The organism is Martelella sp. UBA3392, from assembly GCF_002358775.1.
Lineage (GTDB): Bacteria > Pseudomonadota > Alphaproteobacteria > Rhizobiales > Rhizobiaceae > Martelella > Martelella mediterranea.
Genome location: NZ_DEPM01000137.1, coordinates 1 through 26,304 on the forward strand (window position 1 = coordinate 1; position 26,304 = coordinate 26,304).

23 protein-coding genes and 1 pseudogene are annotated in these 26,304 nt (G+C 60.0%); 6 read left to right on the top strand and 18 right to left on the bottom strand.

The window, feature by feature from the left end; all coding sequences use genetic code 11:
* Nucleotides 1-368: 368 nt before the first annotated feature.
* Nucleotides 369-1,283: a LysR family transcriptional regulator gene (locus tag B4E36_RS10045; RefSeq protein ID WP_292053244.1), complete on the bottom strand. Its 915-nt coding sequence runs from the start codon at nt 1,281-1,283 to the stop codon at nt 369-371.
* A 93-nt stretch (nt 1,284-1,376) separates the two neighbouring features.
* On the opposite strand from B4E36_RS10045, the gene B4E36_RS10050 reads away from it, so the two are divergent.
* The 5 genes from B4E36_RS10050 to B4E36_RS10070 all read left to right on the top strand — a co-directional run bounded on the left by B4E36_RS10050 (nt 1,377) and on the right by B4E36_RS10070 (nt 7,234).
* Entirely contained in the window at nt 1,377-2,903 is a 1,527-nt protein-coding gene (locus B4E36_RS10050) for a sulfatase (protein ID WP_180902454.1), read from the top strand.
* 47 nt (nt 2,904-2,950) lie between these two features.
* On the top strand, nt 2,951-4,276 hold the full coding sequence (locus tag B4E36_RS10055) for an extracellular solute-binding protein (RefSeq protein ID WP_180902455.1): 1,326 nt from the start codon (nt 2,951-2,953) through the stop codon (nt 4,274-4,276).
* Nucleotides 4,277-4,342: 66 nt separating this feature from the next.
* On the top strand, nt 4,343-5,281 hold the full coding sequence (locus B4E36_RS10060) for a carbohydrate ABC transporter permease (RefSeq protein ID WP_180902456.1): 939 nt from the start codon (nt 4,343-4,345) through the stop codon (nt 5,279-5,281).
* Nucleotides 5,281-6,108: a carbohydrate ABC transporter permease gene (locus tag B4E36_RS10065; RefSeq protein ID WP_180902457.1), complete on the top strand. Its 828-nt coding sequence runs from the start codon at nt 5,281-5,283 to the stop codon at nt 6,106-6,108. Before B4E36_RS10060 ends, B4E36_RS10065 begins: the two co-directional genes overlap by 1 nt.
* A 67-nt stretch (nt 6,109-6,175) precedes the next feature.
* The gene (locus B4E36_RS10070; RefSeq protein WP_180902458.1) at nt 6,176-7,234 is read left to right on the top strand and encodes an ABC transporter ATP-binding protein; all 1,059 of its coding nucleotides are present in this window, start codon (nt 6,176-6,178) and stop codon (nt 7,232-7,234) included.
* A gap of 394 nt (nt 7,235-7,628) precedes the next feature.
* On the opposite strand, the gene B4E36_RS10075 is transcribed toward B4E36_RS10070, so the two are convergent.
* From B4E36_RS10075 to B4E36_RS10110, 8 genes are all read right to left on the bottom strand, one after another.
* Entirely contained in the window at nt 7,629-8,600 is a 972-nt protein-coding gene (locus tag B4E36_RS10075) for an arginase family protein (protein ID WP_292053254.1), read from the bottom strand.
* Nucleotides 8,601-8,675: 75 nt separating this feature from the next.
* Nucleotides 8,676-9,368, bottom strand: a complete 693-nt coding sequence (locus B4E36_RS10080) for an ABC transporter permease (RefSeq protein ID WP_292053256.1) — start codon at nt 9,366-9,368, stop codon at nt 8,676-8,678.
* Nucleotides 9,365-10,054: an ABC transporter permease gene (locus B4E36_RS10085; protein ID WP_180902461.1), complete on the bottom strand. Its 690-nt coding sequence runs from the start codon at nt 10,052-10,054 to the stop codon at nt 9,365-9,367. Before B4E36_RS10085 ends, B4E36_RS10080 begins: the two co-directional genes overlap by 4 nt.
* Nucleotides 10,055-10,059: 5 nt before the next feature.
* Nucleotides 10,060-10,824, bottom strand: coding sequence for a transporter substrate-binding domain-containing protein (locus tag B4E36_RS10090; protein ID WP_292053260.1), 765 nt, complete (start codon nt 10,822-10,824; stop codon nt 10,060-10,062).
* A gap of 96 nt (nt 10,825-10,920) precedes the next feature.
* On the bottom strand, nt 10,921-11,691 hold the full coding sequence (locus B4E36_RS10095; protein WP_180902463.1) for an ABC transporter ATP-binding protein: 771 nt from the start codon (nt 11,689-11,691) through the stop codon (nt 10,921-10,923).
* A gap of 151 nt (nt 11,692-11,842) precedes the next feature.
* Nucleotides 11,843-12,772 carry a LysR substrate-binding domain-containing protein gene (locus tag B4E36_RS10100; RefSeq protein WP_292053263.1) on the bottom strand — a complete coding sequence of 310 codons (930 nt, stop codon included), beginning with the start codon at nt 12,770-12,772 and terminating at the stop codon, nt 11,843-11,845.
* Nucleotides 12,773-12,852: 80 nt separating this feature from the next.
* A complete protein-coding gene (gene ctlX, locus B4E36_RS10105) occupies nt 12,853-13,782 on the bottom strand; it encodes a citrulline utilization hydrolase CtlX (RefSeq protein WP_292053265.1) in 930 nt (309 codons plus the stop codon).
* A 3-nt stretch (nt 13,783-13,785) separates the two neighbouring features.
* Complete coding sequence (locus B4E36_RS10110; RefSeq protein ID WP_292053381.1) at nt 13,786-14,835, bottom strand: ornithine cyclodeaminase; 1,050 nt, start codon at nt 14,833-14,835, stop codon at nt 13,786-13,788.
* A 118-nt stretch (nt 14,836-14,953) separates the two neighbouring features.
* Between B4E36_RS10110 and B4E36_RS10115 the strand changes: the two genes are divergently transcribed.
* Nucleotides 14,954-15,409, top strand: coding sequence for an Lrp/AsnC family transcriptional regulator (locus tag B4E36_RS10115; protein WP_246710497.1), 456 nt, complete (start codon nt 14,954-14,956; stop codon nt 15,407-15,409).
* A 155-nt stretch (nt 15,410-15,564) separates the two neighbouring features.
* Here the strand turns inward: B4E36_RS10115 and B4E36_RS10120 are convergent.
* From B4E36_RS10120 to B4E36_RS10160, 9 genes and pseudogenes are all read right to left on the bottom strand, one after another.
* Nucleotides 15,565-15,794: pseudogene (locus B4E36_RS10120) on the bottom strand (transposase); the annotation flags it as partial.
* A 126-nt stretch (nt 15,795-15,920) separates the two neighbouring features.
* Nucleotides 15,921-16,379, bottom strand: coding sequence for a RidA family protein (locus B4E36_RS10125; RefSeq protein ID WP_292053270.1), 459 nt, complete (start codon nt 16,377-16,379; stop codon nt 15,921-15,923).
* Nucleotides 16,380-16,418: 39 nt separating this feature from the next.
* Entirely contained in the window at nt 16,419-17,510 is a 1,092-nt protein-coding gene (gene goxB, locus B4E36_RS10130; protein ID WP_292053273.1) for a glycine oxidase maturase GoxB, read from the bottom strand.
* 20 nt (nt 17,511-17,530) lie between these two features.
* Complete coding sequence (goxA, locus tag B4E36_RS10135; RefSeq protein ID WP_345900306.1) at nt 17,531-18,877, bottom strand: CTQ-dependent glycine oxidase GoxA; 1,347 nt, start codon at nt 18,875-18,877, stop codon at nt 17,531-17,533.
* Nucleotides 18,781-19,539: a LodA/GoxA family CTQ-dependent oxidase gene (locus B4E36_RS10140; protein WP_292053275.1), complete on the bottom strand. Its 759-nt coding sequence runs from the start codon at nt 19,537-19,539 to the stop codon at nt 18,781-18,783. The genes goxA and B4E36_RS10140 overlap by 97 nt, the downstream gene beginning before the upstream one ends.
* Before the next feature lie 563 nt (nt 19,540-20,102).
* Nucleotides 20,103-20,396, bottom strand: coding sequence for a hypothetical protein (locus B4E36_RS10145; RefSeq protein WP_345900305.1), 294 nt, complete (start codon nt 20,394-20,396; stop codon nt 20,103-20,105).
* Between the two features lie 223 nt (nt 20,397-20,619).
* Nucleotides 20,620-24,138, bottom strand: coding sequence for a S8 family serine peptidase (locus B4E36_RS10150; protein ID WP_292053279.1), 3,519 nt, complete (start codon nt 24,136-24,138; stop codon nt 20,620-20,622).
* Between the two features lie 231 nt (nt 24,139-24,369).
* On the bottom strand, nt 24,370-25,944 hold the full coding sequence (locus B4E36_RS10155; protein ID WP_292053281.1) for a winged helix-turn-helix domain-containing protein: 1,575 nt from the start codon (nt 25,942-25,944) through the stop codon (nt 24,370-24,372).
* Complete coding sequence (locus tag B4E36_RS10160; RefSeq protein WP_292053282.1) at nt 25,905-26,267, bottom strand: hypothetical protein; 363 nt, start codon at nt 26,265-26,267, stop codon at nt 25,905-25,907. The genes B4E36_RS10155 and B4E36_RS10160 overlap by 40 nt, the downstream gene beginning before the upstream one ends.
* Nucleotides 26,268-26,304 lie beyond the last annotated feature (37 nt).

Consider the following 26,304-nt stretch of genomic DNA (forward strand, 5'->3'; position numbering starts at 1 on the left):
GACAGCATCAGGTCTTGAAGGGATATGAACCGACGGCCCTTTTTGGGAAAGGTAAACTTCTGAATTCCTCAGACGGGTGTGTCGGCTTCGCCATCAGGTGACGGTTTCGGGTGCCATCAGGCGTAAAAGCCCGTTTTATAAGTCGTGGCCATGTCTGAAAACCGTGTTGGTCATGCCGCCATCAGCCGATCCCAAACGTCTTCGACCGCCGCCCGTGCCGCATTTGGCACCGATGCTGAATTTGCTGAGACAGGCGCTGCCGGAAGTCGGGCCTCGGGCGGTCATGGAGGACAATTGCGCAGCGCCTTATCGATTCTAGTGTTTTGTCGCCGACGGGGTGATTGACGATCACTCCAGACATCCCGCCTTTAACGAGGACCGTTCGTCGCCCTGAACTCGTCCAGAAAGCCCAGAAGCGTCCTGAACGGTGCGGCATGGGTCAGCGTCTTGCGATAATAGATCGCCGTTGGAAACTGATAGAGCGGCTCATCGAGCGGCAATACTTTGATATCGGGTCCCGAAAACCGCTCCAGGAACGGTCGCGCGATGAAGGCGACATAGCGTCCGCTGCGCACCAGTTCCAGGGTCGCCAGCAAGGACTTGGTCTTCACCGCGATATTGAGGGATCGCCCGGCCTTCTGCTCGATGCGGGTCAGGACGCGGTCGATCAGTTCGGTGTCGTCCTGATAGATCACGACCGGCGATTCAAAAACGTCGTCGAGCTTGACGCTTTCCCGCTTCGACAGCGGCGACGGCAGACCACAGGCAACCGCGAAGTCCACGGTCACCAAGGTGGACCTGACAAAGCCTTCCTCCTGAAAGGTCGCGTTGTCGGAGCCAAAGACGACATCGGCGCGTCCTTCCCTCAGCGCCGCCAATGCCTTCGCGCTGACCGCGATATCGAGATCGACCTCGAGCTCCGGAAACTGTTCCTGCAGCCTGCGGATGATATCCGGCAGGTAACAATAGCCCCAGGCCATGCCCGCCGAAATTCTGAGCGCGCCGATCCGCCCCGTCGCCAGATCGCTGATCTCCTCCCGCGCCAGCGCCAGTTCATCCAGCATGCGGCGCGAGCGTACGTAGAGCCGTTCACCCATCGCCGTGAGCACGATGCCCTTCTGGCTGCGTTCGAACAGCCTGCAGCCGAAGATATCCTCGATATTCTGTACCGACTGCGTCAGCGCCGGCTGCGACAGGTTGAGGTCCTGCGAGGCCCGCTTGATGCTGCCGGCATCGCTGACGGCGACAAAGCGGCGGGCCAGATGAATATAGGTATCCTGCATATCGGCTTTTCCAATATCAATTTCAAAATTGATATTAGTCATGAATACTACTTAAGGCTACTGATCCCCCAAGGAATTTTTGGGAGGACATGTATGCGAGCGATCTTCTGCCTGTTCGATTCGCTGAACAAGACGGCCATAGAGGCCTATGGCCTGGGGTCTGTGAAGACCCCGAATTTCGATCGGTTTGCGGAACGCTCCATCGTTTACGACAATCACTATGTCGGCTCTCTGCCCTGCATGCCGGCGCGCCGTGACCTCCATACCGGCCGCATGAACTTCATGCACCGAAGCTGGGGGCCGCTCGAGCCGTTCGACAACTCATTCCCGGAACTCCTGCGCAATGGCGGCATATACAGCCATCTCGTGACCGACCATCTGCACTATTTCGAGGATGGCGGCGCGACCTATCACAACCGCTTCACCAGCTACGACTTCATTCGCGGACAGGAATACGACCCGTGGAAAGCCATGGTCGAGCCCCCGCTGGAGCGCTTCCGCGAGATCTATGCCAACAAGCACTATCCCTTCGGCGAAGGCGAGAAGCCGCACGGCCGTGCGGCGGTGCGCTTTCAGCATGCTATCAACAACACCTTCCTCACCGAGGAGGAAGATTTTCCCGGGCCGCGCTGTTTCGCCTCTGCTTTCGATTTCCTTGATGTCAATCACAAGGCCGACAACTGGCTGATGATGCTGGAATGCTTCGACCCGCATGAGCCGTTCCGCGCGCCGGACCGCTTCAAGGAGGCCTACAAGACCGGCTGGAACGGCGGCGTTCTCGACTGGCCGCTTTATGCCAAGGTCAATGACAGCCCGGAAGAAATCGCCGAAATCCGCGCCAACTATGCGGCGCTCGTTTCCATGTGCGACGAGTATTTCGGCAAGCTGCTCGACTATATGGACGAGCACGACATGTGGAAGGATACGGCGCTGATCGTTTCGACCGACCACGGTCTGCTGCTGTCCGAGCATGACTGGTGGGGCAAGAACTTGCAGCCCTACTATCAGGAACTCGCCAATATCCCGCTGATGGTTCATGACCCGCGCACGCCGGAACGCGGCGGCACACGTTCGGATCGCCTGACCCAGACCCATGACCTCATGCCGACGCTGCTCGACCTTTTCGGGGTGGATGTTCCTGCTGAAGTCTGCGGCAGTTCGGTGCTTGCCGAAGACGACGAACATGAAGTTGCGATCTACGGCATGTTCGGCGGGCCGATCGGCGTCAATGACGGGCACTACGCCTATTACATCTATCCGGAGGATCTCTATGCGCCCGGCCTTTACGAATACACGCTGATGCCATTGCATATCCGCGCGCCCTTCAGTTCCGAGGAAATGAAAACCGCCGAGCTTCGGGAACCGTTCGGCTTCACCAAGGAGATGCCGATACTGAAGATCGACGCGCTGATGAACGCGGCGCGCATTCCGATCCATGACGGCGAAGCGTTCCAGGATATCGGCACGCGGCTTTACGACCTTGAGGGCGATCCGCAGCAGGAAAGCCCGTTTCGCGACGAGACCATAGAAACCCGTCTTAGGGACGCGCTTTGCCGCGTGCTTGCAGACCATGACTGCCCGGAAGAGATCTACACGCGATACGGACTCGCGCCGGCCTAGAGAATCTACGCATCGGACATCAGTTACAGGACCAAAGGGAGGAAAAAATGGGACTGCTTTCATCGATTTCAAAAGCCGGCTGGACCGGCGCCATCGGCATCGCCACGCTGATGGCGGGCACGACGCTGTCCGCCAACGCCGCCGAGCCGATCACCATCCTGGTCAACAGCTCGCCATGGTATGCGGGCTTCGAGGCCGTGGTGGACCAATACGAGAAGGACACCGGCAACACCGTCGAAATCGACAGAACGCCCTATGGCGGCCTGCTCGAAAAGGCCCGCAATGCCGTGCGCGGGCAGGAAAGCCCCTATGACCTCGTCAATCTCGACAATGGCTGGGTGGTCGAGTTCTACTCCGGCGGCTTCCTTTCGCCGTTCAACGATATCGATCCGGACTTCAAGCTGCCCGACGAGGCGATCACAGCCGGCGGCTCGATCTACTGGAACGAGGACAAGCAGTGGCCGACCCCCGATGGCGGCAAGCTGATGGCGTTCAGCCCGAATGCCAACGCCCATCTGTGGTACTACCGCTCCGACCTTATCGACACGCCGCCGGCGACCTATGACGACGTGCTGGCCAATTGCGCGGCGCTCAACAATCCGCCCGACATGTATGGCGCGGTGCTGCGCGGCGAACGCGGCAACCCGATCCGCTTCGCCTTCACCCCGCATATGCTCGCCTATGGCGGCTCGATCCTGAAGGACCCTGAAAACGGCGACTTCACCGTGACCTTCAACAGTCCGGAAGTGCTTGAGGCGCTGAACATGTTCCTCAAGATCAACAATGACTGCAGCGTGGACAATCCGGGCTCCGTTGGTCAGAGCGAGATGATCCAGCTCACCGTCACGGGCAAGGCCGCGCAGGCCGGCATTGTTGTTGCCGCCCAGGCACAGATGGACGACCCGCAGAAATCGATCGTGGTCGACAAGATCGGCTATGCGCCGATGCCCTATCCTGCCGGCGGCAAGCCTGCAGGCGTCTTCGGAAGCTGGCAGATGGCCATCCCCGAAAACATTTCGGATGAGCGCAAACAATCTGCCCTCGAATTCGTCGACTACTTCATGACCGCTGATGCGCAGCAACTCTACGCCGAGGCGGGCGGCATTCCGGTGCGGTTCGACACGCTGCGCGGGCCGCTGTCCCAGGACGCCAAGTATCGGTGGATGGAGCCCTACGCGACCGTTGCCGAGAACGCGACCCAGGTGCTCCTCTACAAGGAAGGCGCGCAGGTTGAGGAAGTCCTCGGCCTCAGGCTGAACCAGGCCCTGATCGGCGAACTGACACCGGAAGAAGCGCTGAATACCGCAGCAGAGGAAATCCACGCTATCCTCGAAAAATCCGGCCGCAAGACCGGCATGCTGCAGCCGCTCTAAGCGGACGTTTCAACACAGAAATCCGGGGCCGCCAATGGCGGCCCCGCCCTTTCGCCGGAGTTCTGCATGTCGCACAAGACGCAGCCAAGCTCGCATGTTGGCAAGACGGGTCCGCTCGAGCCGTTATGGGCCTTCATCGACCGTCATTTCAAACTGCTGGCGATCCTGCCGGCCGCCGCGTTCTTCCTGGCGCTGAGCGTGTTTCCGCTGATCGAGCTGTTCCAGATGGCGGCTTCGACGATCACCTTCGAAGGCGGCGAACTGGTTCGCACGCCCGCTTTTCTGGAAAACCTCGCCAAGCTCGCCGACGACTGGGTGTTCCGCAGGGCGATGGGCAACACGCTGATCTTCGTCCTGGTTGCGACAGCCTTCGAGATGGTGTTCGGATTTGCGCTGGCGCTGGCCGTCAGCGAAATCGTGCGCGGTCGCGGGCTGGTGCGCACCGGCATGCTTCTGCCGATCCTCATCCCGCCGGTCGCCATCGGCAATATGTGGCGGCTGATGTATAATCCCGAATTCGGCGTCATCAACTGGCTTTTCGGGCTGGTCGGCATTCCCCCGATGGACCTGCTCGGATCGACGAGCACCGCGCTGATCGCGGTCATCATCGTCGATATCTGGCACTGGACGCCGCTGGTGTTCCTGATCCTGCTGGCGGGCCTTGAGGCGCTGCCGGAAGAGGTCATGGAAGCCTCGTCCATCGATGGCGCGAGCTACGCCCAGAAGCTGCGCCACATCGTCATTCCGCTGATGTGGCCGGCGCTGATGGTCGCCTTCATCTTCCGCTCGATCGTTGCCTTCAAGGTGTTCGACCAGATCTATCTGCTGACGTCGGGCGGCCCCGGCACGGCAACCGAAGTCATCAGCCTCTACGTCTACAAGGTCTTCTTCAAACAGAACCAGCTTGGCTATGGCGCGCTGATCGCCCTGATCACGATTGCCATCGTCTGTGCCTATCTCGGCGCCTTCGCGCTGGCGCAGCGTCGACTGGCGAGGGCACGCTGATGGTCAGAAAACCCGCAAAGAATGCAAGCATCTGGGCGTTGGTCGCATTCGCGCTTCTGCTCGTCGCCGCTCCGTTTCTCTGGATCGTCGTCGTTTCGCTCAAATACCAGATCGCGATACTGATGGGGCAGTTCCCCTTCGAGGCGACATTCTCGAACTATCAGCAGGTCCTGTTCGGTCGAAGCTCGGATTTTCCGCAAAACCTCCTGAACAGCTTGATCGTCGGCATCGTGAGCACGGTCGTCGTGCTGGCGATCGGCACACTTGCGGCCTATTCGCTGGCGTGGCGGCGCAGTTCCGGCATGTTCAGCGCGATCTTCCTCGCCTGGACGTTGATCTTCAACATCGTTCCGCCGATCACGCTTGTCGGCCCGTGGTACGTGATGTTCCGCCAGATCGGCCTGTTCGACACGCTGACGGCGCTGGTCCTGACCCACATCGTCATCAACCTGCCCATGACCATCTGGCTGATGATGGCGGCCTTCGACAATATTCCGAGAGATCTCGAGCAGGCGGCGATGATCGACGGATGCCGGCGCACCACCGCGTTTCGCAAGATCCTGCTGCCGCTGGTCGTGCCGGGGCTCATTGCAGCCGGGCTGCTCGCCTTCATCTTCTCGTGGAGCGAGTTCTCGATCGCCCTCAATCTGACCGCCAAGGACACGATGACCGTTCCTGTCGCGATAGCGGCCTATGCGGGACAATATGAAATCCAGCATGGCGAAATGGCTGCCGCATCTGTGCTGTCGGCGCTGCCGGCGATCGTGCTCATGTTCCTCGGCCAGCGCTTTATCGTGCGCGGCCTGACCGCCGGTTCGGTGAAGTAGAGTTTAAACGCATTGTCGCGAACGTCAGGTGGTTCGACCTGACTGCGAAATGCTCTGGGAGACAAGAATGTCCACTGTCGAGCTTCAGTCCATTTGCAAGAATTTCGGCCGGTTCCAGGCCCTCAGCGATATCAACCTGTCGATCGCCGAAGGCGAGTTCGTGGTGCTGGTCGGTCCTTCCGGCTGCGGCAAGTCCACCCTGTTGCGCATGATCGCGGGGCTCGAGACCATATCGTCAGGCACGATGAGGATCGGCGGCGAGGTGGTCAACGACATGGAAGCGCGCGAGCGCGACATCGCGATGGTGTTCCAGTCCTATGCGCTCTACCCGCATTTCAGCGTCGACGAAAATATCGGCTTTCCGATGAAGATTCGGGGCGAAAGCGGCGAAGCGCTCGCCACCCGCGTCAAGGAAACCTCGAAGACGATCGGCATGGACGCGCTGCTCCATCGCAGGCCCAGGGACCTTTCGGGCGGCCAGCGCCAGCGGGTGGCGATGGGGCGGGCGATCATCCGCGATCCGCGCGTCTTTTTGTTCGATGAGCCGCTTTCCAATCTCGACGCCAAGCTGCGCGTGGAAATGCGCCACCAGATCCGTCAGCTTCACCGCAGGCTCGGATCGACCTCGATCTACGTCACCCATGATCAGGTCGAGGCGATGACGCTGGCCGACCGCGTGGTGCTCCTGAAGGATGGAGAGGTCCAGCAGGTCGGCCCGCCGATGGAACTCTACACCCGCCCGGCAAACACATTCGTCGCCGGGTTCATCGGCTCGCCGGAGATGAACTTCATCGACGCGCGGATCGAGCAGCGTGACGGCAGGAAGACCTGCGTCCTTGTCGACGGGCGGGCTGCCGCCGTGACAAATCTGCCTGAGGGACCGGTGACACTTGCCATACGTCCGGAAGACCTGGCCCTCTCAGAAACTGGCATTGCCGGCAGGGTTTACGATATCGAGGTGCTCGGCTCCGAAACGCATGTGGAAGTTGATATCGGCGGAACAATCGTAACATGCGCGCCCCGCGGGATCATGCCGCTCCGGCTAGGCGAGACGGTCCACATCACGCCCACCCCGGACAAACTGCATTTTTTCGACAAGCAGTCCGGAAAACGCCTCGAGGCGTAGTGTCAAAGCAAGCCTTGAAACCCTGCTTCGTGTCGGGCCATTGCCCGGTTGGGGTCGGAACAAGATGGGGTGGTTGCCGCCCTCCCCAGACGGCATCGCAGTGTGCCAGAGGTGTGATCTTTAGAGGTCACAAAGCGGAAAGGACGGCAAATGAGCTGCGGAATGTTTGCATGCCAGGATATCGGCTCCGTACAGTCGCGATAGCACCATCGGCCATATCGGCGAACTCGCAATCCCGATAGCAAACGGCGTCATTACTGCGATGACATCATTGGCGACCACCATGATCGCCGTCTATATCGCTCACGCCTGCGCCAAGACGTCTGAAACTCCGTGACAGAGGTGCGCATCAGCGCTTCCCCAAGGATCAAGGGGAAGCAGTTCCGTCATCAGGCTAGATAGCTTTTGCCGTGGCGCGCTGGCGCGCCAGAATGCCGAGCGCGGAGGTGATGACGCGGGCAAACGACAGCGCGCCCATCCCATCGATGTCGCGCTCCGGCATGAATTCGACAAAATCCATCGCGGCGATGCGGCCGCGTTTGGCAATCCCGAACAGAAGGTCGAGGGTCTGAAAATAGGAGAGCCCGCCCGGACCGCGCGCGATTACGCCCGGCACAAGCGTGGAATCGAGTGCATCGGCATCGAAACAGACGATGACATCGGAACCATCCGGGATCATGTCGAGCGCCGGCGCGAGGCCGTCGCGATCGAGCTGATGGGCGGTAAAGAGGCTGGCGCCCCACCGTTTGGCATCCTCAACGTCCGACGCCCTCGCCGAGCCGATGCCGCGCGCGCCGACCTGAATGATCCGCTCGATATGGCCCATTTCGGATGCCCGGCGCATTGTCGACGACAGCCCCATGTTCTCGCCCATGTGGGAATCGCGCCAGTCGATATGGGCGTCGATCTGAACGATGGTATATTTCCGGCCGGTTTCGGAGAGAGCGTCGATCATCGGGATCGGAATGGAATCGTCGCCGCCGAGCAGTACGGGAACGGCCCCGCGTGAGACGACCGCGCTGACGGCCTTGCGGATCGTGTCCCGGTTGCCTGCCGCATCATTTTCGTCGAAGGGCAGGTTGCCGCAATCGACGGCGCGCAGCCCGGCCTCGGGAAACACCGGGCCGCCGAGGTCGAAGTCGAAATGGTCGACATTGGCTGTCAGGGGCGCGGTTGCCCGTCTGAGCGCATCGGGACCATTGCGGCAATAGGCGCCGGCGCTGGCATAGGGCGTGGCGCAGGGTGCGCCGATGATGGCGATCGGAGCGTCGAGCGTGGTCAGATCGCCGCAGGCGTCCAGCCCGAGGAAGGTTTTGGTGTCGGCGGCTGCGCCGAAAAGAACGCCGAGATCGACGGATTCAGTCATGTCTTCTCCTTGTCTGCCGGGACCGGGACGCGGGCAGATCGCTTGTCATTGTTTGAATGCGGATTGTCCGCGCGGTCAGTGCCGTCTTGGCTGCAGGTATCCGGCATAGCGGCGCTGAACGAGCTGGAAGGCGGAGACCAGCACGAAGGTCATCACCAGATAGATGCCGGCCGCCGTCACGTAGGGTTCGAACTGAATATAGTCGTTGAGCGAGATCTGCCGGGCAACGCCGGTCGTCTCCAGAAGCGTCACCGTGCTCGCAAGCGAGGTCGCATGCAGCATCATGATCATCTCGTTGCCGTAAAGTGGCAGCGCGCGGGTCAGCATGGCCGGCAGCAGGATGCGTCGGGCCGCGGCAAGCGGGGGAATGCCGAAGGCGCGCGCCGCTTCGATCTCGCCGTGCGGAATGTGCCGAAGCGCACCGGCGAATATCTCGGTGGTGTAAGCCCCGGAATTCAGCGCAAGCGCCATCAGGACGCAGACCATCGGGCTCGAAAGCCAGGGCCACAGAAAACTCGTCTGGATCAGCTCGAACTGTGCCAGGCCGAAATAGATCAGGAAGAGCTGCACCAGAAGCGGAGTTCCGCGAAAGATCAGCGTATAGGCGTGAACCGCGCCGCGGATCGCACGGTTATTGCTGTTGCGCAGGAAAGACAGCGGCACGGCGATGGCAAAAGCCAGAAGAAGGGCGACAAAGGTCAGCACCAGAGTCAGTTTCGCGCCTTCGAGAAACAGGCCGCTGTTTTCGGCGATGATATCCCAGTTCATGCTCCGGCCTTTCTCATTCCCGCATTGAAATGGGTCGCGACACGCGCGAGGCAGAATGTGGAAAGCAGCGTGAGGGCCAGATAGAATGCGCCCGCAACGAGATAGAAGGTAAAGGGCTGTCCCGTCGCCTCAGCTGCGCCCTTGGCCCGGAACATGACGTCCTGAAGTCCGATCAGCGAAACCAGCGCCGTTGCCTTGGCCAGCACCAGCCAATTGTTGGTAAACCCCGGCAGCGCCAGCCGGATGAGCTGCGGCAGCACGATCCGGAAGAAGATCCGCGCCCGTCCGAGGCCGAAGGCCTGCGCCGCCTCGATCTGGCCGTGCGGAATGTTTTCCAGCGCAAAGCGGAAGGTTTCGGTCATATAGGCGCCGAAAATCAGCCCCAGCGTCGCAATCCCGGTCGCAAGCGGCGGAAACTCGACCCACCAGTCCAGACCCCAGAGCTGGAACAGCTGGTTGAGCAGCGCCGGCAGGCTGTAGAACACCAGCAGGATCATGACGAGGTCCGGAATCCCGCGGACGATGAAGGTGTAGGCCTGCGCCGCGCCCCGCAACGGCCTGCTGTGCGAGCGCTTGGCGAGCGCTGCCGCCATGCCGATCAGCGTCGACAGCAACAGTGCGGCAAAGGCCAGGAGAAGGGTCATCCCTCCTCCCGCCAGGATCGTCCAGGTGTAATCGACGAGCATGTCCGTCAGTCGCCGAAATACTGGGCGTTGAGCGCATCCAGCGTGCCGTTTTCACGGACGATCTCGAGGCCCTTGTTGATCTCTTCCAGAAGCGCGGTGTTTTTCTTGCTGATCGCAATCGCCACGCCCTCGCCGAATTCCGGCGCGTCCTCGCCGGTCAGCTGCGGGCCGACAAGCTCATAACTTTCAGCCTTGTCGCCGCTCAGGAAGCCTGCTGTGATCTGTGCCTGGTAGCTGAGCACGACATCGGCGCGCTTGCTTTCCAGATCGAGATAGGGCGCGCTGCCGGTGTCGTAGCGCTTGATATCGGAATCGGCATAAACGCGGGTGACATAGGCATCCATCGGCGTGCCGCGCTGAACGGCGATGGTCTTGTCGGCAAGCCCTTCCGGCGTGATCGTGAGATCTGCATCACTGGCCGCGACGAAGCGGAAGATCGGATGGCTGTAGATGTCGCTGAAAGCGATGACCTTGCGGCGCTTGTCGGTCACCGTCAGCTGCGAAATCAGCGCATCGTATTTGCCGCTGATGAGGCCGGGGATCATCCCCTCCCAAGCGGCATTGGAGATGACGCAGTTAAGTTCGGCGGCCTCGCACACGGCCGTCATCAGGTCGATGTCGTATCCGACGAGCTTGCCGTCCTTGTCGATCGATTCAAATGGCGGGAAGGTCGCGTCCGTTGCGACGATCACCTTTTCGCCGGTCTGGGCGGAAGCCGTGCCGGCGGCAAGGGCAAGCGCGATGGCGGCGGCTGAAAGCAGTCTTTTCATAAGTCTGTCCTCTGTGGTTTTCGGGGGTGGAGCGGCAGTTGCGGAACGATCCGGTCTGCCATTTCTTATCGGCGCTCGGCGTGACGATGCGCCCGGTCAATGCCGCAATTGTCCGGCCAGGAATTGCTGCATGCGTTCGCTTTCGGTCTGGTCGAACACGCGCGACGGCGCGCCTTCTTCCTCGACGCGGCCCTGATGCAGAAACATGACCTTGGTGGAGACGTGGCGGGCAAAGCCCATCTCATGGGTGACGACCACCATGGTGCGGCCCTCTTCGGCGAGCGCCTGCATGACCTTGAGCACCTCGCTCACCAGTTCCGGGTCCAGCGCCGAGGTCGGCTCGTCGAACAGCAGGACCTCGGGGTTTACGGCAAGCGCGCGGGCGATCGCCACACGCTGCTGCTGGCCGCCGGAAAGATGGGAGGGATATTTGTCGAGGACGTCCAGGCCGAGGCCAACCTTGGTGAGGTTCGCCTTCGCCAGCTCGGTCGCCTCGCGGCGCGACAGACCCAGCACGCTGATCGGCGCTTCGATAATGTTGGACAGCACGCTCATATGGGACCAGAGGCAGAAATTCTGGAAGACCATGGCAAGGCGGGTGCGCATCAGACGCAGCTCGCCGCGGTTCAGCACCCTCAGCATGCCGTCGCGGTCACGCACTGTTTCCAGTCTCTTGCCATCCACCGCAATCTCGCCCTCATGCGGGCGTTCCAGAAAGTTTATGCAGCGCAGGAACGTACTTTTGCCCGAACCGCTGGAACCGAGAATGCTGACGACATCGCCGGCGGCCGCACGCAGCGAAACGCCTTTCAGCACTTCGTGCTGGCCGTATGATTTGTGAATGTCGCTGACGGCGAGTTTGTCCATTTCATACTCCGGAGCATGCCTCTGGCGGAAGATCTCCCGCAGAGCGGGCCGGGCACCGGCAAACGCCGGTGTCTAATTTTGAGGCACAATAGATGCGTGTCGTATTTTTGCGCAAATGATCATTCTTCAGGCGATTCATGATCTGTTTTCATCAATCGAGCGCAGGCAGCGTGTCGATCATGTCGTCCTGTCCGAAGGCCGCCAGTAGCCAATGCAGGAACAGGCGCGGGCCGGCCCGCTCCAGGCTGTGCAGGTGGGCAACGACATACCAGCCGCCAAAGGCATCGATCGAGAAGCCGAACGGCCTTATAAGACGGCCCTGTCGGATATCGTTGCGGGTCAGCGTTTCGCTGGCAAGCGCAAACCCGACGCCGTTGAGCGCAAGGTCGATGGCGATGCCGAGATCGCTGCAATAAAGGTGGCGGGCGCGGTCGAAGACATCGCCGTGGCCGCATTCGGAAAGCCAGCGCCGCCACTCGGCCCCGTCATCGCGGTGCAGCAGAAGACAATTTTTCAACGCCCCCGCATCCGGCGTCGCATATTCAAGACGCTGAAACAGCACCGGCGAGCAGACCGGCGTGATGTCGACATCGGCGAGACGCGCCGACCACCGGTTTGGCCATCCGCCCTGCCCGAACATTATACCGAGATCGACATCCGCTGTTTCAGGGACGAGATGGTTTTCAATGAGCCGGATGTGGCACTCGACCGTCGGGTGCCTCTCGCTGAAATCCGCGACATTCTTCGCAAGCCAGGCGCTGGCGAACATCGGCGGACAGGCAATGTCCAGCCGCCCGCCGGCAAGCGGCTGTTCGGACAACATGACCGCGGTCGACAGGATATCCTGCAACGCCTTCGCAACGGTCTTGTAAAACAGTTGCCCGGCATCGGTGAGCCTGATCCCCCGCCCGGCCTTCTCGAACAGATCATAGCCGAGATCGCCCTCCAGCCTGCGCAACTGATGACTGACGGCGCTGTCGGTCAGGTTGAGCTCGGTCGCCGCCCGCGCCATGCTGCCATGGCGGGCGGTTGCCTCGAACGTCCTCAGCGTCTGCAAAGGCAGATGTCGCAGATCCTTCACGTCGACCTCAATGTTTCGGCGCCCGGTCCTGGTTGACGTTCGTCGCCTCACGCAGCGACGGCCGCCCAGGCTGGCCGCTTCTATCGTCTGGCGAGGTGAATGCCCGCCAGGGTGCAGCGCACCGAGCCGCCGGCGTTCTCGATCGTCGGAATGTCCAGCGCCACAATGCTTGCGGTCTTTTCTATCGCTGCAATCTGGTCGGGACGCAAGGCGTCGAGCGCAGTCGTGGAAAGGGCGAGCAACCGCTGATCGGGCGCCTGAAGCTCAAGCGCATTGCCGGCAAAGCGGGCGATCTGGTCGTTGTCGAGGGCAATGATATCCCGTCCGGTCCGTCGCAACCTGTCGAGGATCTCGGCCCGCCGGTCGGGTTGGGTCATCATCTCCGGGCCGATCAGCACGAAACCGGTTCCGATGCACATCAGGACATTGGTGTGATAGATCGCCATGCCCTGAGGGTCGCGCGCGTCGAAGACCATCGGCTCGAAATTAAAGTGGGTCGCGAAACGCTCGAGCGCGACCGGGTCGGCACGCTCGGAACGCACCACATAGGCGACCCTGTCGATGTGATCGAGCACCATGGCGCCCGTGCCCTCGAGGAACAGACCGTCGGCTTCCAGCCCCGAATAGTCGATGACGTCCTGAATGCGATAGTCGCGCTTCAGCGTTTCGATGATATCCGGACGGCGTTCGAGCCGCCTGTTTCGCGCCTTCATCGGAAAAATCGCGACATGCCCGCCGGCATGGGTGGAAAACCAGTTGTTTGGAAAGACAGAATCCGGTGTCGTATCTCCCTCGTCCTCGAACATGTGCACGGCAATGCCGGCTGAAGAGAGCATTTCGCCGGCGCGGGTGATTTCATCATAGGCCCGGCGCCTGAGGTCCTGCCCGGTTTCGGGAACCTTCTGAAACCGGTTGTCATTGGCCGTTTCGGTGTTGACGGTGAAATGATGCGGCCGGACCATGACCACGGCGCTCGCCGCCTGCGGCGAAAAGAAGAAAGGGCGCGCCATGGTTCACACCGCCCGCTGCAACATGCCGAACAGATCGCGCGGGTCGTCAGGATCGGCGATCATGTCGAGGTTCTCGTAGAGTTCTGTGCCTTTGATCCGCTCGGCGACATAGCGCAGCGCGGTGAAATCCTCGATCGCGAAACCGACGCTGTCGAATAGCGTGATCTGGCGTTCGTCGGTGCGCCCGGCCTGGCTTCCCTCAAGCACGCGCCAGAATTCGGTCACCTCGTAATCTCCGCCTATCTGCTGGATCTCACCCTCGATGCGCGTTTGCGGCGGATACTCCACGAAGGTGGTCGCGCGCCTCAGGATATCGGGATGCAGTTCGGTCTTGCCGGGGCAATCGCCGCCGATGGCGTTGATGTGGATGCCCGCCCCGACCATGTTGTCCGTCAGGATCGTGGCATACTGCTTGTCGGCCGTACAGGTGGTAACGATCTCGGCGCCCTCCAGCGCCTCCTCCGACGAGCGACAGGCCTTCACCGACAGTCCGCTGCCTTCCAGATTGCGACATGTCTTTTCGGTGGCGGTGGGGTCGATGTCATATAGCCGGACCGCCTTGACGCCGACGACGGCCTTCATCGCCAGCGCCTGAAACTCCGCCTGCGCGCCATTGCCGATCATCGCCATCGTCCCGGCATTCTTCGGCGCCAGATGACGGGCAACCATCGCCGAGGTTGCCGCTGTCCGGATGGCCGTCAGCAGTGTCATCTCGCTCAGAAGGACCGGATAGCCGGTGGCGACATCGGCCAGAAGCCCGAACGCTGTGACCGTCTGGTGACCCGTCAGCTTGTTCTTAGGATGGCCGTTGACATATTTGAAGCCGTAATGCCCGCCGTCGGAGGTCGGCATCAGCTCGATCACCCCGTCGGCGGAGTGGGCGGCCACGCGAGGCGTCTTGTCGAACTGGTCCCAGCGCCGGAAATCCTCTTCAAGCGCTTCGACCAGTTCGCTCATCATCGTCTCGATGCCGACATTGTGCACCAGCCGCATCATGTTCTCGACACTGACGAAGGGCACAAAGGCTTTTGTGGAAGGTGACGGCATTTCGATCTCTTTTCGTTTTGGTACTTTCAGGAAAAGCTATGCCGATTTGAATGCTAGCGAAAAGCGCAAAACTGTACTAAATTTGCGTCAATATTAGTAGATTTGACCATAAAAGATGATCAATTTGTATAACGAACGACACCATGGCACGGCCAAATACGTTCCCGATCGCCTTGACAGGGACATCATTTCGCATCTGCGCAGCGATGGCCGGGCCTCACTTTCCAAGCTTTCGGACACGCTGGGGATCGCGCGCGGCACGGTGCAGAAACGCCTCGACCGGCTGATCGAGACGGGAACCCTGATGGGTTTCACCGTGCGGGTGCGCGAGGACTACGAGGATGACAGGGTTCATGCGGTGATGATGATCGAGGTCGTCGGCAAATCGACGACCCAGGTCATCCGCAAGTTGCGCGGCCTGCCGGAGGTCTATTCGCTGCACACGACCAATGGCAGTTGGGACCTCGTCGCCAATATCCGCACATCGACCCTTTCGGAATTCGACAGGGTCCTGCGCGAGGTCCGGATGATCGAAGGCGTCTCCAACAGCGAAACCAGCCTGCTTCTGAGCAGCGTCTGACGATCGCCGACGGCCCCGCAGGTGCTTAACAGGCGCCGACCACCATTGATCAACGTCGGAAACCGCGTCTAACGCGATCTTATGTGTTATTCGGCGCAGCGCCAGGACCCCACACGCATTAATTACCTCAAAGATTTATCGTCTCGATCGGCGTCGAACCAGCGAAACAAGAGATTGTAGTTGACCTGCTTCATCATCGTCCGCTCGGAGCGGATCGAGAAGAAAGGCTGCAAAAGCGTGGCCCGAAGCAGCATCTCGGGCGGGATCGAAGGACGGCCGACGCGCGCGCGCAGCACCTCAAGCCAACCGCTGAGCGACGCCAGAACCTCATCCGTCAGCGTCCGGATCGCTCCAACAGATGATGCGCCAAAACGCGTTCCTCCAGCCATACGAAACCAAAAAAGGCTCATCCTCGTGGTTCGATCGCCCGCACATGAATCCAACCCCGCAAATCAATTCCGAAAGTGAATCACGAACTCTGCGCGCCGACGAGGAATTTTGCCGCAGCCTCCTAGCCATTCGCAACCGCAGTACAGTCGATTTCGACGGACGCGCCGAGCGGAATCTCGGGGACGACGATGGTGGAGCGCGTCGGCGGGTTGCTCGGAAAGAACTCACGAAATACACCGTTCATTGGCGGAAAATAGTCGACGCTTGTCAACAACACGATGCATTTAACAGTTTGATCAAGCGAAGTTCCCGCAAGTTCCATCATGTCCTTGACATGGTTCAGAGCTTGCCTGGCTTCGTTTTCAACACCTCCAGACACCAGCTCTCCAGTTCCCGGTTTGGTACCCAGAACGCCGCCCACGTAGACCATGCCTTGCGCCTTCACGACACCGGAATAGGGCAACCCTTCCACGGCTGTCGACGGATAGGCGGTTCTGCCTTCCGCCCGCGTCTCGACGGAATTGATCGAAAGCAACAGCAAAGATGCGGCAACAAGAGTTAAATTCTTAAATCTGGTCATGTACATTTTCATTCCCTCTCTTTCATGAAGTTAATGATATTAATCTGCATATGCTTGGCGCCTTCTCCAGAAGGCATGCTCCGTGAAGCGATGCTCGCGCCCGTAAATCCTTCGGCGGTCCGACATGTATCGGGAAATGCCGCTGACAACGCGTTCCTGGTATTGGTTTATGGAATCTGGCGAGCCGGACAGTGACTTTGCTGCTGCCTTGGCTCCCTCGACCCCCGTCCAGAGTGCCGAAGTCATCCCGTGGGACGACAAGGGATCAAACGCAGCTGCCGCATCACCGATGGCAATCCAGCCGGGGCCGGTCGGGGTCGATAAAAAGGTTGTTCCGGCACTCGTCAGGGAAGGCGGGTCGTCGATGGCAAACCCGGCGGATTCAAGCCAGCGAACAATGTACCGGCTTTCTCCGATGAGTGTTTTCCAGGCCTCAACCTCATGCCCCAGCCCCCTGGGCATAAGGTCTGGATCAGAGCAATAGTTGATCGCAAGGCGTTTGTCCTCGAGCAGCGCCGCATACCACCAGCCATTCGGGACGGCCTCGACCAGAGTTGCTGGCGTTGGGTCCACCTCGGTGTTTTCTTGCTCCAGGAAGTCATATGCTGCCACAAGCTTGTCCTGCCGGCTCAGTGTGGCGTATTGCCGTCCCACAATCATGTGACGGCCGCTGCCGTCGATCAAGAAATCGGCTGTAAACTCCAGGCCGGCGCAGGTTGTCACATGCCAAGCCTCGTCCAGCCTTTGAACCGAGGCCACGGCATCGACACACCGATCAATTGCTGGTCTTTTTGCAACTTCCTCGGAAAGTCTGAACTCAAATTCTGTCCGGTTGATTACGTAACCCAGGTTGCCGGCACAACCGGTCTGGTTCTTCTCGAAGAGGCTGTTAGCGCCCCAGCTCGAAAACAAGACTTCGACCTTGCGATGCATGGGCGTCTCCAGGATAGCACCAAGTCCCAGTGCTCGTAAAAGGGGCACGGCTGCGGGTGCCAGACTTTCTCCCGGTTTTGCTTTGGCGAACCCCTCAGATGCAATCCAAATTGCCGGCACACCTTCATTCGCAAGCGACAGGCTGGCCGCCATGGCGGCTATACCTCCTCCCACGACAATGACGCGGGTCCGCTTCATTGGTGCCAAACCACCGACCTTCAAGGCAACTGGCCATCGGTTGGCTGCCAGTCGAACCGGCTTTCGGCATTGCCCCGATCCACCTCGACAAAAACGGTCTCTGGAATACCAGGCACGCGCTGGTCTTGGGCCGGGCCGGGTCTGGAAACAACAAAACCCATTTCCTGCCAGATCCGGATCATGTTCTGGATCCCGTCCCAGTAACTCGCGTTTGCGTGGTATCCTATTCCCGTAACGCCACGCGCCCACCAATCACGATTGTTGAAGAACTTGAGGCGGTCTTCAGGCGAAAGATCCTCGCGCATCAACTGTTCATAGCTGTGCTCGGACAGGACATCCACCGGCAGCAGGGCAGGCCACCATACGGGTATGGGAAATTCGTCCTGCATTGCAACGCGCTGACAACTGAAGGCATCAGGTTGCCAGGGCAAGCCCATCCAGCGCGTCAGATCCCCCGGCATCTGCGGACCGATAGCTGGTGTATCGCCGGCAGTCGCCGTCTCGAAATCCAGCAAAAGGCCCAGATCCTGCACAAGGGAAGTGCGATTTCCGCGCGCGATCCGGAAAGGCTCGGCATTTTGGTCGGTATTGCGCTGGTAAAGCGGCGCAAGCCGAAGATAATAGGAGAGCTCGACCCCCGGATGAAACGCTCCCCCGGAACAGGGCTCCAATGCGGCTTCCGTAAGCGCGTACGGACGGGCTTCGACCGGCAGATCATCGAGGTCCGAAATGTCATCGAGCGAGGGATCGTCGAAATCATTGATGAAATCGCCTGACGCCCAGCTTCGCAGCATCTCGTATTGCAGTTTGGGAAACTGAAACCAGGTCAACGGGCTTCCGTTATGATTTACACCGTCACCCGGCATCAACGGTATCTTGAGGTGCTGATCAATGAAGGCAGTTGGGGTGAGATCCGACGGATCGCGAAAATTCGCGAATACCGTTTGCCGGAACTCCGCATTCGCGTCACTGGGATCCGATAGTCTCTTCAAATATTCAGGGTTAGAGAAATCGCCGATGTTGAGCCAACCCTTGCGCAGGTTTGCCGCGGCAGAAACCCATTCCATAAGCGCAGCACGACGAAATGTCGGATAGATATCGCGGCGAAACGAGAGAGGTCTCTGAGGATCGGGGACCCAACCCTGCTCCCAGTTCATGCTGTCAATAACATCATACATCGTGCTTATCGGCGGTATTTCGGGAGCAAAGTTGGGACCTACGCATGCCACCCAGGAACCATCCGCGGTCAGCACCTGGCCATCTGGAAGGGTCACGGTCGCGTCCACGGGGCCGTCGCACCAATCGTCATACCAGCCGTCATTGTCAGCGAAACTCGTGATCGGCGACTCACGCGGACTTGCGGAGATCCCGTCGGGGGGGGGACCACAAGGAGACGCCCGGCATCGTCAGTCCGGACCTGGCCGAGCGAGACATCGACGCTTTGCCAAAATCGACCTGTCATGCCGTACTCAGGCATTTCCCCGTCCCAGTTTTTTTGAGTACCTGAAATAGAAACTGGACCGGGATCAATGATAAGCATCCGCTCCCGCTGGTCCTGGGTTTGAATGAACTGATTTCGCTTTTGGGTCGGAAGCCCCGGAGCGTTCTGACCGTTGTCGAGAGGATTGTTGAACCCGTACCAGGCGGCCTTGGTGTTTGCCACATGAACACGCCACTCGATCTTGGCGGTCTTGTCGGTGAGCTCTGAAATGACCCGGCCCTCACTATCAAAGGCATAGATACGAAACCGCTGGACCTGCTTCTTTATCTTGCTCGTACCGTCTTTGACCCCCCCCTCTGGATCCGCCGGTACACCTGGCAGCTCGGGCGCGTAAAACCATTTCTTGCTGCCTCCAACCCGACAGATTCCAATAGCTGGATAAATCCCTACCCGGGCAATCTTCGCACCTGGTTCGGCAGATTTCAGTGGCGGTACCGCTGACAAGGCAATTTTCGGGGAAAACGGTAAGTTGGCGACAGAAAGTCCAAGACCAACGCCGACTGAGGACAAAAAATCACGTCGCTTCATAATCGTTCGCTCCTTATTACTACTTAGATGCTCTTTTAGAACCAAATTTCGGCAAACTCTGAACATCAACGACACCTAAAAATGGAAACATCCAAGAGCAAGATTCCAAGGGTCATGATGAGAATACAATTTCTTCGAGACGACTGATCACAACCCTGTTGGTGGCGATGTTGATCGGGCGCTCTCCGGCTGGTTTCTCGCTGCCATGGCGCTGAGCGCCTCTGCTTGCAAACCATCAATTATTTGGCCCCGGCCGCCGCCATACGCGGGCTTGCCGTCTTGCGGACCACTCATCAGAAGTCTCGCTGAAATCACCGGTACTCTTCCCCGCATTACCAGACTCTTTGCAACAGAGCCGCTGGGCGCCCCCCGAGATCGTCTTTGAAGCGCTTTCTTTGGAAGACGGAGCGCCGCCGCTGAAGGCAGCCTCAGGGCTGTGGTCTGCCGCAGGGACAGCATGTTTGCGGACGCTGATAAGAACGACTGCCGACAGGTTGAGGGCGCCTTCGATACGGATCTGCGCAAGGCCGATTGAGACGGTTTTTTGGGCTTGCCAATCGCGATCAGTCTCGAACCATGACGAAGCGGATGTCATCCTTGGTGCTGCCGTAGACGCGGTCGCGGTAGGAATCGATGGGCAGGTCGAACGAGCCGATATTCGGCGTTGCGATGGCGGACAGGATGATCGTGCGACCCTTGCGTTCCCAGCCATTGATACGGCTGACGCCGTTGATGCTGCCGAGACCCTCGACCAGGTTGCAGGCAAACGTGCTGACGCGGCCCTTGTGCGGGTCGAAGGCGCTCGCCCTGAACTCGATCGAGCAGTTGCGTTTCGTCGGACCGATTGCCGGGTACATTTTCCATTTCCCCACAACCGAATCCTTCATCTCCTTTTGCGCGACCGCGGCCGTCTGGAAATCCGGCGCGGTCGAGACCGATGGCACGGAGCCGTCTGATACCTCGCAGCCGGTCAGACCAGCAGCGACCAAAAGCCCTGCCCCGGCCAAGACTGACGACGTGACGTGAGAATGAGCGCGTTTCATGACATTGTATCCCCTGTTTTGGCTTGCACGTGGTTCTCTAGAATTTGAGGCTGGCATTGGCGGAAAAGGTCTGGCTGGTGAGATTGTCCCTAAGCTCGGCCTCGTAGCTTGCACCGAAGGTAAAACGGTCCGACGCGATGGCATTGACGGAAACGCGGCCGATAAAGGCATTGCGCCCGGTATCCGCGCCGGATGCATCAAAGCCGCTGCCGAAGATGGCAAGGCTCGAGGACCGGTCCAGATCGCCGAAGTCATGGCGCCAGCCTGCGCTCAACACCGGCTCCAGCTTCAGCCCGTTGTCGAATACAAAGCGATGCGAGGCGGACAAGGCCAGCGTGGTCTGCGTTTCGGAGAAGGTTTCATCCGGCAATGACAGCGCGAAAAGGCTGCCCGTCTCGGTCATGGCATCGCGGTGAAAACCGCGATAGCCGAGCGTGGCGGATGGCGTCAGGGTCAGCGCCGCCATTTCGAAATCCTGAAAGGCACTGACTTCGGCAAAGCCGCCCATGCCGTGACCCGAGGCGTTGGCCATGGCGGCATACTTGCCGAGCGTGGTCAGCCGACTGGTCGAAAGGTCGCCATAGGAAAGCCCGCCGCGTACGGCCACGGTCGGGCCGGCGGTTTCAAACGTGGCATAGGCCGCGGCCTGGTAGGTGCCGATATTGCCGTCGCCATTGGCTTTCGCCGAGATGTCGGCATATTCATAGGAGCCCGCGACGCCGGCAATGGTCTGCCCGAAATGCCAGTCGATACCGAACGCGCCATTGTTGGCGTTGACGTCATAGCCGGAGATTGCGCCGGATGAGGCCACGTCCGTATGGGCATGGTTGCCGCTGACCCAGACCTCGCCGGTGCCATAGGGCGTTCCCGTCTCGGAGAGCCATCCGGTGGCAAGGCCTATCTGGCGCTCGCCGATGCGGTCGGCGAATCGGCCGATGGCGCGGACGGCGCTGGTACCCATTTCGGCATGGATCTGGCCGGTCAGCGACGAAAGCCCTCCGGCAAGCGCCTCGATGTCGGCTGCATAAAGTGCGTTGAAACTTTCATTATAGGCGGCACCGGGACGCACGCCCGCCGGAGGCCGGCTTCTGTCTATCGCGGTGCCCAACGCCTTTTCGTTTTGCGTGGCGGAGATGCCGAAGACGGAAAGATCGGCATAGCGCTCCGGCGTGGCGGCCAGAGAAAGAGCATCCGCTGCGTAGAGCACATCGAAACGCGTGCCCGGCGCAAGGCCCGCATCCGGCTGGTCCAAGCTAGCGAAACTGCCAGTGACGCTGCCGTCGGCCACCTGAACAAAGGTGAAAAGTTCGCCGGGCATCGGCGTAAAGGCGTTGGTGGCGGCGCCGGAAATTCCGCGCAACCTTGGCTGAAGGGTGCCGTTGGCGGCGAAATCATTGCCCGTGCCGGCCACGAGAAGACGGTCGTAATTGCCGGCCCCGTTCTCTGTCCCCGTGCCATCGACATCGATTTCCATGGTTGCCGTCGGCGCAAGGCGCACATTGCCGGCAATGGTCATCGTTCCAGGCGACTGACCGGGCGCAAGCGTGCCGTCGACATCCACATCGGCTACAACGCGCCCGGTACCGCCAAGCGTGCCGTTTCTGCCGACATGCAGTTCCGGCGTCGTCAGGTCGCCATCGACCGCCAGCAATCCGCCTTCAACGCCCGCGCCTTGTCTGAAGGTTGCGGCGTTGAGAATCGAAAGCGTGCCGCCGCCCTGCTTCTCAAGGCTTCCGTCGCTCGTAAACGAGACGATCCAGGTCGTGTCGGAACCGTCCGCGCCAACCGTGTAGACGCCTTCGCCGGTCATGCCGACCGGGCCGACCGAAAGCGCGCGGTCAAGCCGCACCAGCCCCCAACCATAGACCGCGTCAATCCCCGCAGCGCCGAGATCCTCGGCGGTCATGAACAGGATTTCGACGATTTCCGCCGGAGTGAAGCTCGGATAGGCCTCGGTCAGGACGGCGACGGCGCCGGACACATTCGGCGCGGCCATCGAAGTGCCTGAGTAGGAATCATAGCCACTGGGAACCAGATCTTCAGGGACGGTCGAATAAATACCGCTATCCGCTCCTGATGGCTGATCACCGCCCGGCGCGGCAATACACCACTCTTTTGCAACACCGCATCTGTTGGAATAGCTGGAGATCTGATTATAGGCATCGAGCGCGACGACGACGACAATTCGACCGCGGGCAATGCCATCTTGTTTTTCCGCAGCCGCCAGGGCTTCGGCGGACGTGAAGCTGAGGTCAAGCCCGGTGCCATGATCATCATAGACCAGACTACCTGACGAGTTCGTAGCCGCTTCATTTTTCGGCTGAATGAAGGGGAAAAGGCCACTGCTGAAAGGATTTTCCGCAAGTACTGGAGCCTCAAGGAATTCATTGCCCGCAGACATGACGATGATCTGCCCGGCATCAAGGCTTTGCTTCATGGCCTTGGCGTCTGCCATGAACTGAGCTTGCGCCCCGACAGGTATATCCCAGGTTTTTTGATCCGGTTCAGCATTGGATCCGAAGCTACCATTGATCACCTTCACATCCGAAAACTGCGACAGATATTCAAACCCTACAGTATCGGGAACGCGTGAACCGGTGATGGGCTCGCAGGTTCCATTCAATAGGGATGGCCCGCAATACTGCAAATCATCGATATCAAAATCCTCGCCGTCGACGAAGACCTCGCCATCGCCTCCCGGTATCGCTCCAACGGAGAGAATCGTGGCCTGAGAGGCGACACCCTCCATGCCGAAGCCGTTACGACCTGCACCAATAATCCCGGAGACATGGGTTCCATGACCATCGATATCATAGGGGTCATCCGGGCCTTGTTCGAAAGCGGCCTCAAACTGTTCCTGGGTCAGGTGCTCGCCCTCGACACTGGGGTCAAACCAGTAGAGGTAGCTTTTTGAACGAGGATCGACGCGGCCTTCGAATTCAGGGTGAACAGTCCCGTTGGGGCTAAGCGCAATGCCAGTGTCAATAACACCGACGACGACACCCTTTCCGGTAAAACCTTTTTCGAGTGCAGCATCGACATGCATGGCATCGAGCGAATAGTTGCGCTGATATTCACTGAGCGCATCTTTCGGAATGCTGGGATTACCCCCGGGGTAAGGCGTAGCGCGCGCGGCTGGGGAGGATGCCCGAGGTTGCGTCCGGACCGTTCCGGACACCGACGCCTCGGGAAACAGGCTTGCGAGGTGGCGGCCGGATGCTACTGCCTTGGAAATTGATGCGGCGAGATCGGGCCGGAGCCTTCGCGCCTCCGCTTCGATCAGGTCGGCGCGCTCAGGCGTCAGCCGGGCGTTCTCGACGATACTGGCAAGAAGCGATTTGCGACCGAAGGCGATTGCCTCCTGCAGCGCGGCCCTTACTGCCTCCGACGATTGATCGGCAAGGGCCTCGCTCTCTTCGACAGGTCGCGACGGAAGATCGTCCGCGCGCGCGAATGCGCCGGTCGCCAGCAAAGTCGAGGCCAGCATCGCCGAGACGGCGACAGTTCCGAACCGGCCTGAGAGACGGGGGCGAGGAAAGGCAGGGGTTATGGGCATACGCATGTCCAATCATGACCGGTCACAAACATGTTTCGGCAGCGGCAAGCGGCGTTGACCAGACTGACGAACCGTCCCCGCCCCGTCCGCCTGCGCGAAACAGAACGGTCCGGTCATCTCACAGAAATGTTTGCTCAGTATTTGAAACGGCGATTTTCTTGCCTTTTCGCAAGTTTCCACCGTCGGTGTCGTGGACGCGTCATCCGCCCTGGCCGCAGAAAATGCACCAGATTATCGCCGCCGCGCCGGGCTTAGGCCGGATCGGCTACGCCGGATCTGATCGGCTACGCCGGATCTGATGCTCTCGCTGACGACATCGTCGCCAAATGCGGCAGTGAAGGCGGCAATCGGCGCGTTCATGATGTTTCGGCGGTGCTCGAGTTTCTTGAAGCGGCGGCCGAAGACATTGTAGAGCAGTTGAAGCATGTGCGCCGCGATGGCCGATGTCAGCTCGGCGCCCGCGACCGTCCGGCTCATATGGCCCTCGTTCAGTTCGGGCGCGAGCAGCAGACCCAGGCGGGCATGCGCGAGCGGCGCTGTCATGCGCAGACGCTCGGCAAGCGCCTGCAACGCGTCCAGCCTGTTTCCGGCGCGCAGTGCACCAGCCTTCAGCAGCATAAGATAGATGAAGAACTCCGTGCCCGGCTCGGCGAGTTCCAACGCCTCGTCGTAGAGCTGGCACGCGGCGTCGATGTCCCCTTCGATCGCCGCGATTTCTCCCCGCAAGGCCGCCGCGGTGGCAAAGGCAGAACCATGCTGGAGAGCCTGATCCACCAGACTTTCGGCGAGCTCCGTATGTTCATTGTTGACGAACAGAAGCAGCTTGGCGACGGCCAGTCCCATTTCGGGCATCTTGGGCAGCTCGCCCAGAGCGGACAGGCTGGTCTCTTCAATCTCCCGCTCGATCGCCTGCCACTCCTCATGGGAAAGCCATTGATCCGGTTCACTCATGCTCTGCAGCAGCCGAGCATAGAGATTGAGCGCCCACATCACGTTTAACCGTTGATCATGCGGGCTTTCCGCCATGGCGCGCTCTAGCATGCGCGCATTGTCCCGCCAGCTAACCTTGGCCGGGTTGCCGCTGAGCGTGAGCGCCGCGTCATGCTGGCGGATCCATGGCGGCAGGTCATCGGGCAGCCCGCCGATCGGCGGCGGCAGGGCGAGATGCGACCAGATGGCCTGCAAGATGTCCTCTGTGCCGACCGCATTGCTGCCTGCGTGATGATCGACCCGTTTCATGCCGATAAACTGGCCGGCATGCCTTAGAAGCAGCGCGGCATGAAGAACATCGTCATGAAGATGAAAGACCACCTCGATGCTGAAATGCCGCGTTTCGACCCTTTGGGACTCCTCGACGATCACCGTCCTGTCAGAACCGAGGCCTGCCTGAAACGCCTGACGGAGCTGAGCGAGATAGCGCTCCGCCTCCGCCCCACCCCGCTTCAGACCGCGGATGGGTCCGATGATCAGAAACGCGTCCGGATTCTCTGCATTCACCGACGTGTGCGGCGCAATCCAGACATAGCCTTCGCCATACTGCGTTCGGATGAAGCGGGGCGTGCGCGGCGCGTCCTGAAGCTTGCGCCGAAGCTGGTTGATCAGGAAATCGACATGACGGTCGCTAATGGCGTCGCTTTGTCCGCCTAAAACAGAGAGCAGATCATTGCGGCTGAGCAGGCGCCCACTATTGACCGTAAAATGTTGCAGCAGAATTCTTTCCTGCCGTGTGAAGGTCAGTCGCGTACCGTCTCCGTCGCGGTCAGCCGTCAGAAAATCCGCTGAAAATTCAATATCAAGATACCGCATGCGCCAAGCCTATGGCCTGGCTGGCACATGGTAAAGCACGCCGTGCGCGAGGCGCGAAATCTCTGATCGCAAACCGTGTTTCGTTCCTCTTTGTCGATTGCAGGCGTGCCACGTCTGGTGGTGCCGAAGACGGTAGCGATTGCGGTGGGAAGCGCCATCGCGATAACAGCGCCGGGAGCGATGCTCCGCCGCAGTTCGAACATCACCGCGCGCATGAGCGGTTCGGTCTGGTTGGTTGTGGTGAGACCGGTGCGATCGATCAGATCCCGGCACCACTCGACATGCAGCCGCGTCGCATTTTCCACGTCATATGGATGTCCCATGATTGTCCTCCGGTGTCGGGCCAGCAAATGTCCTGAT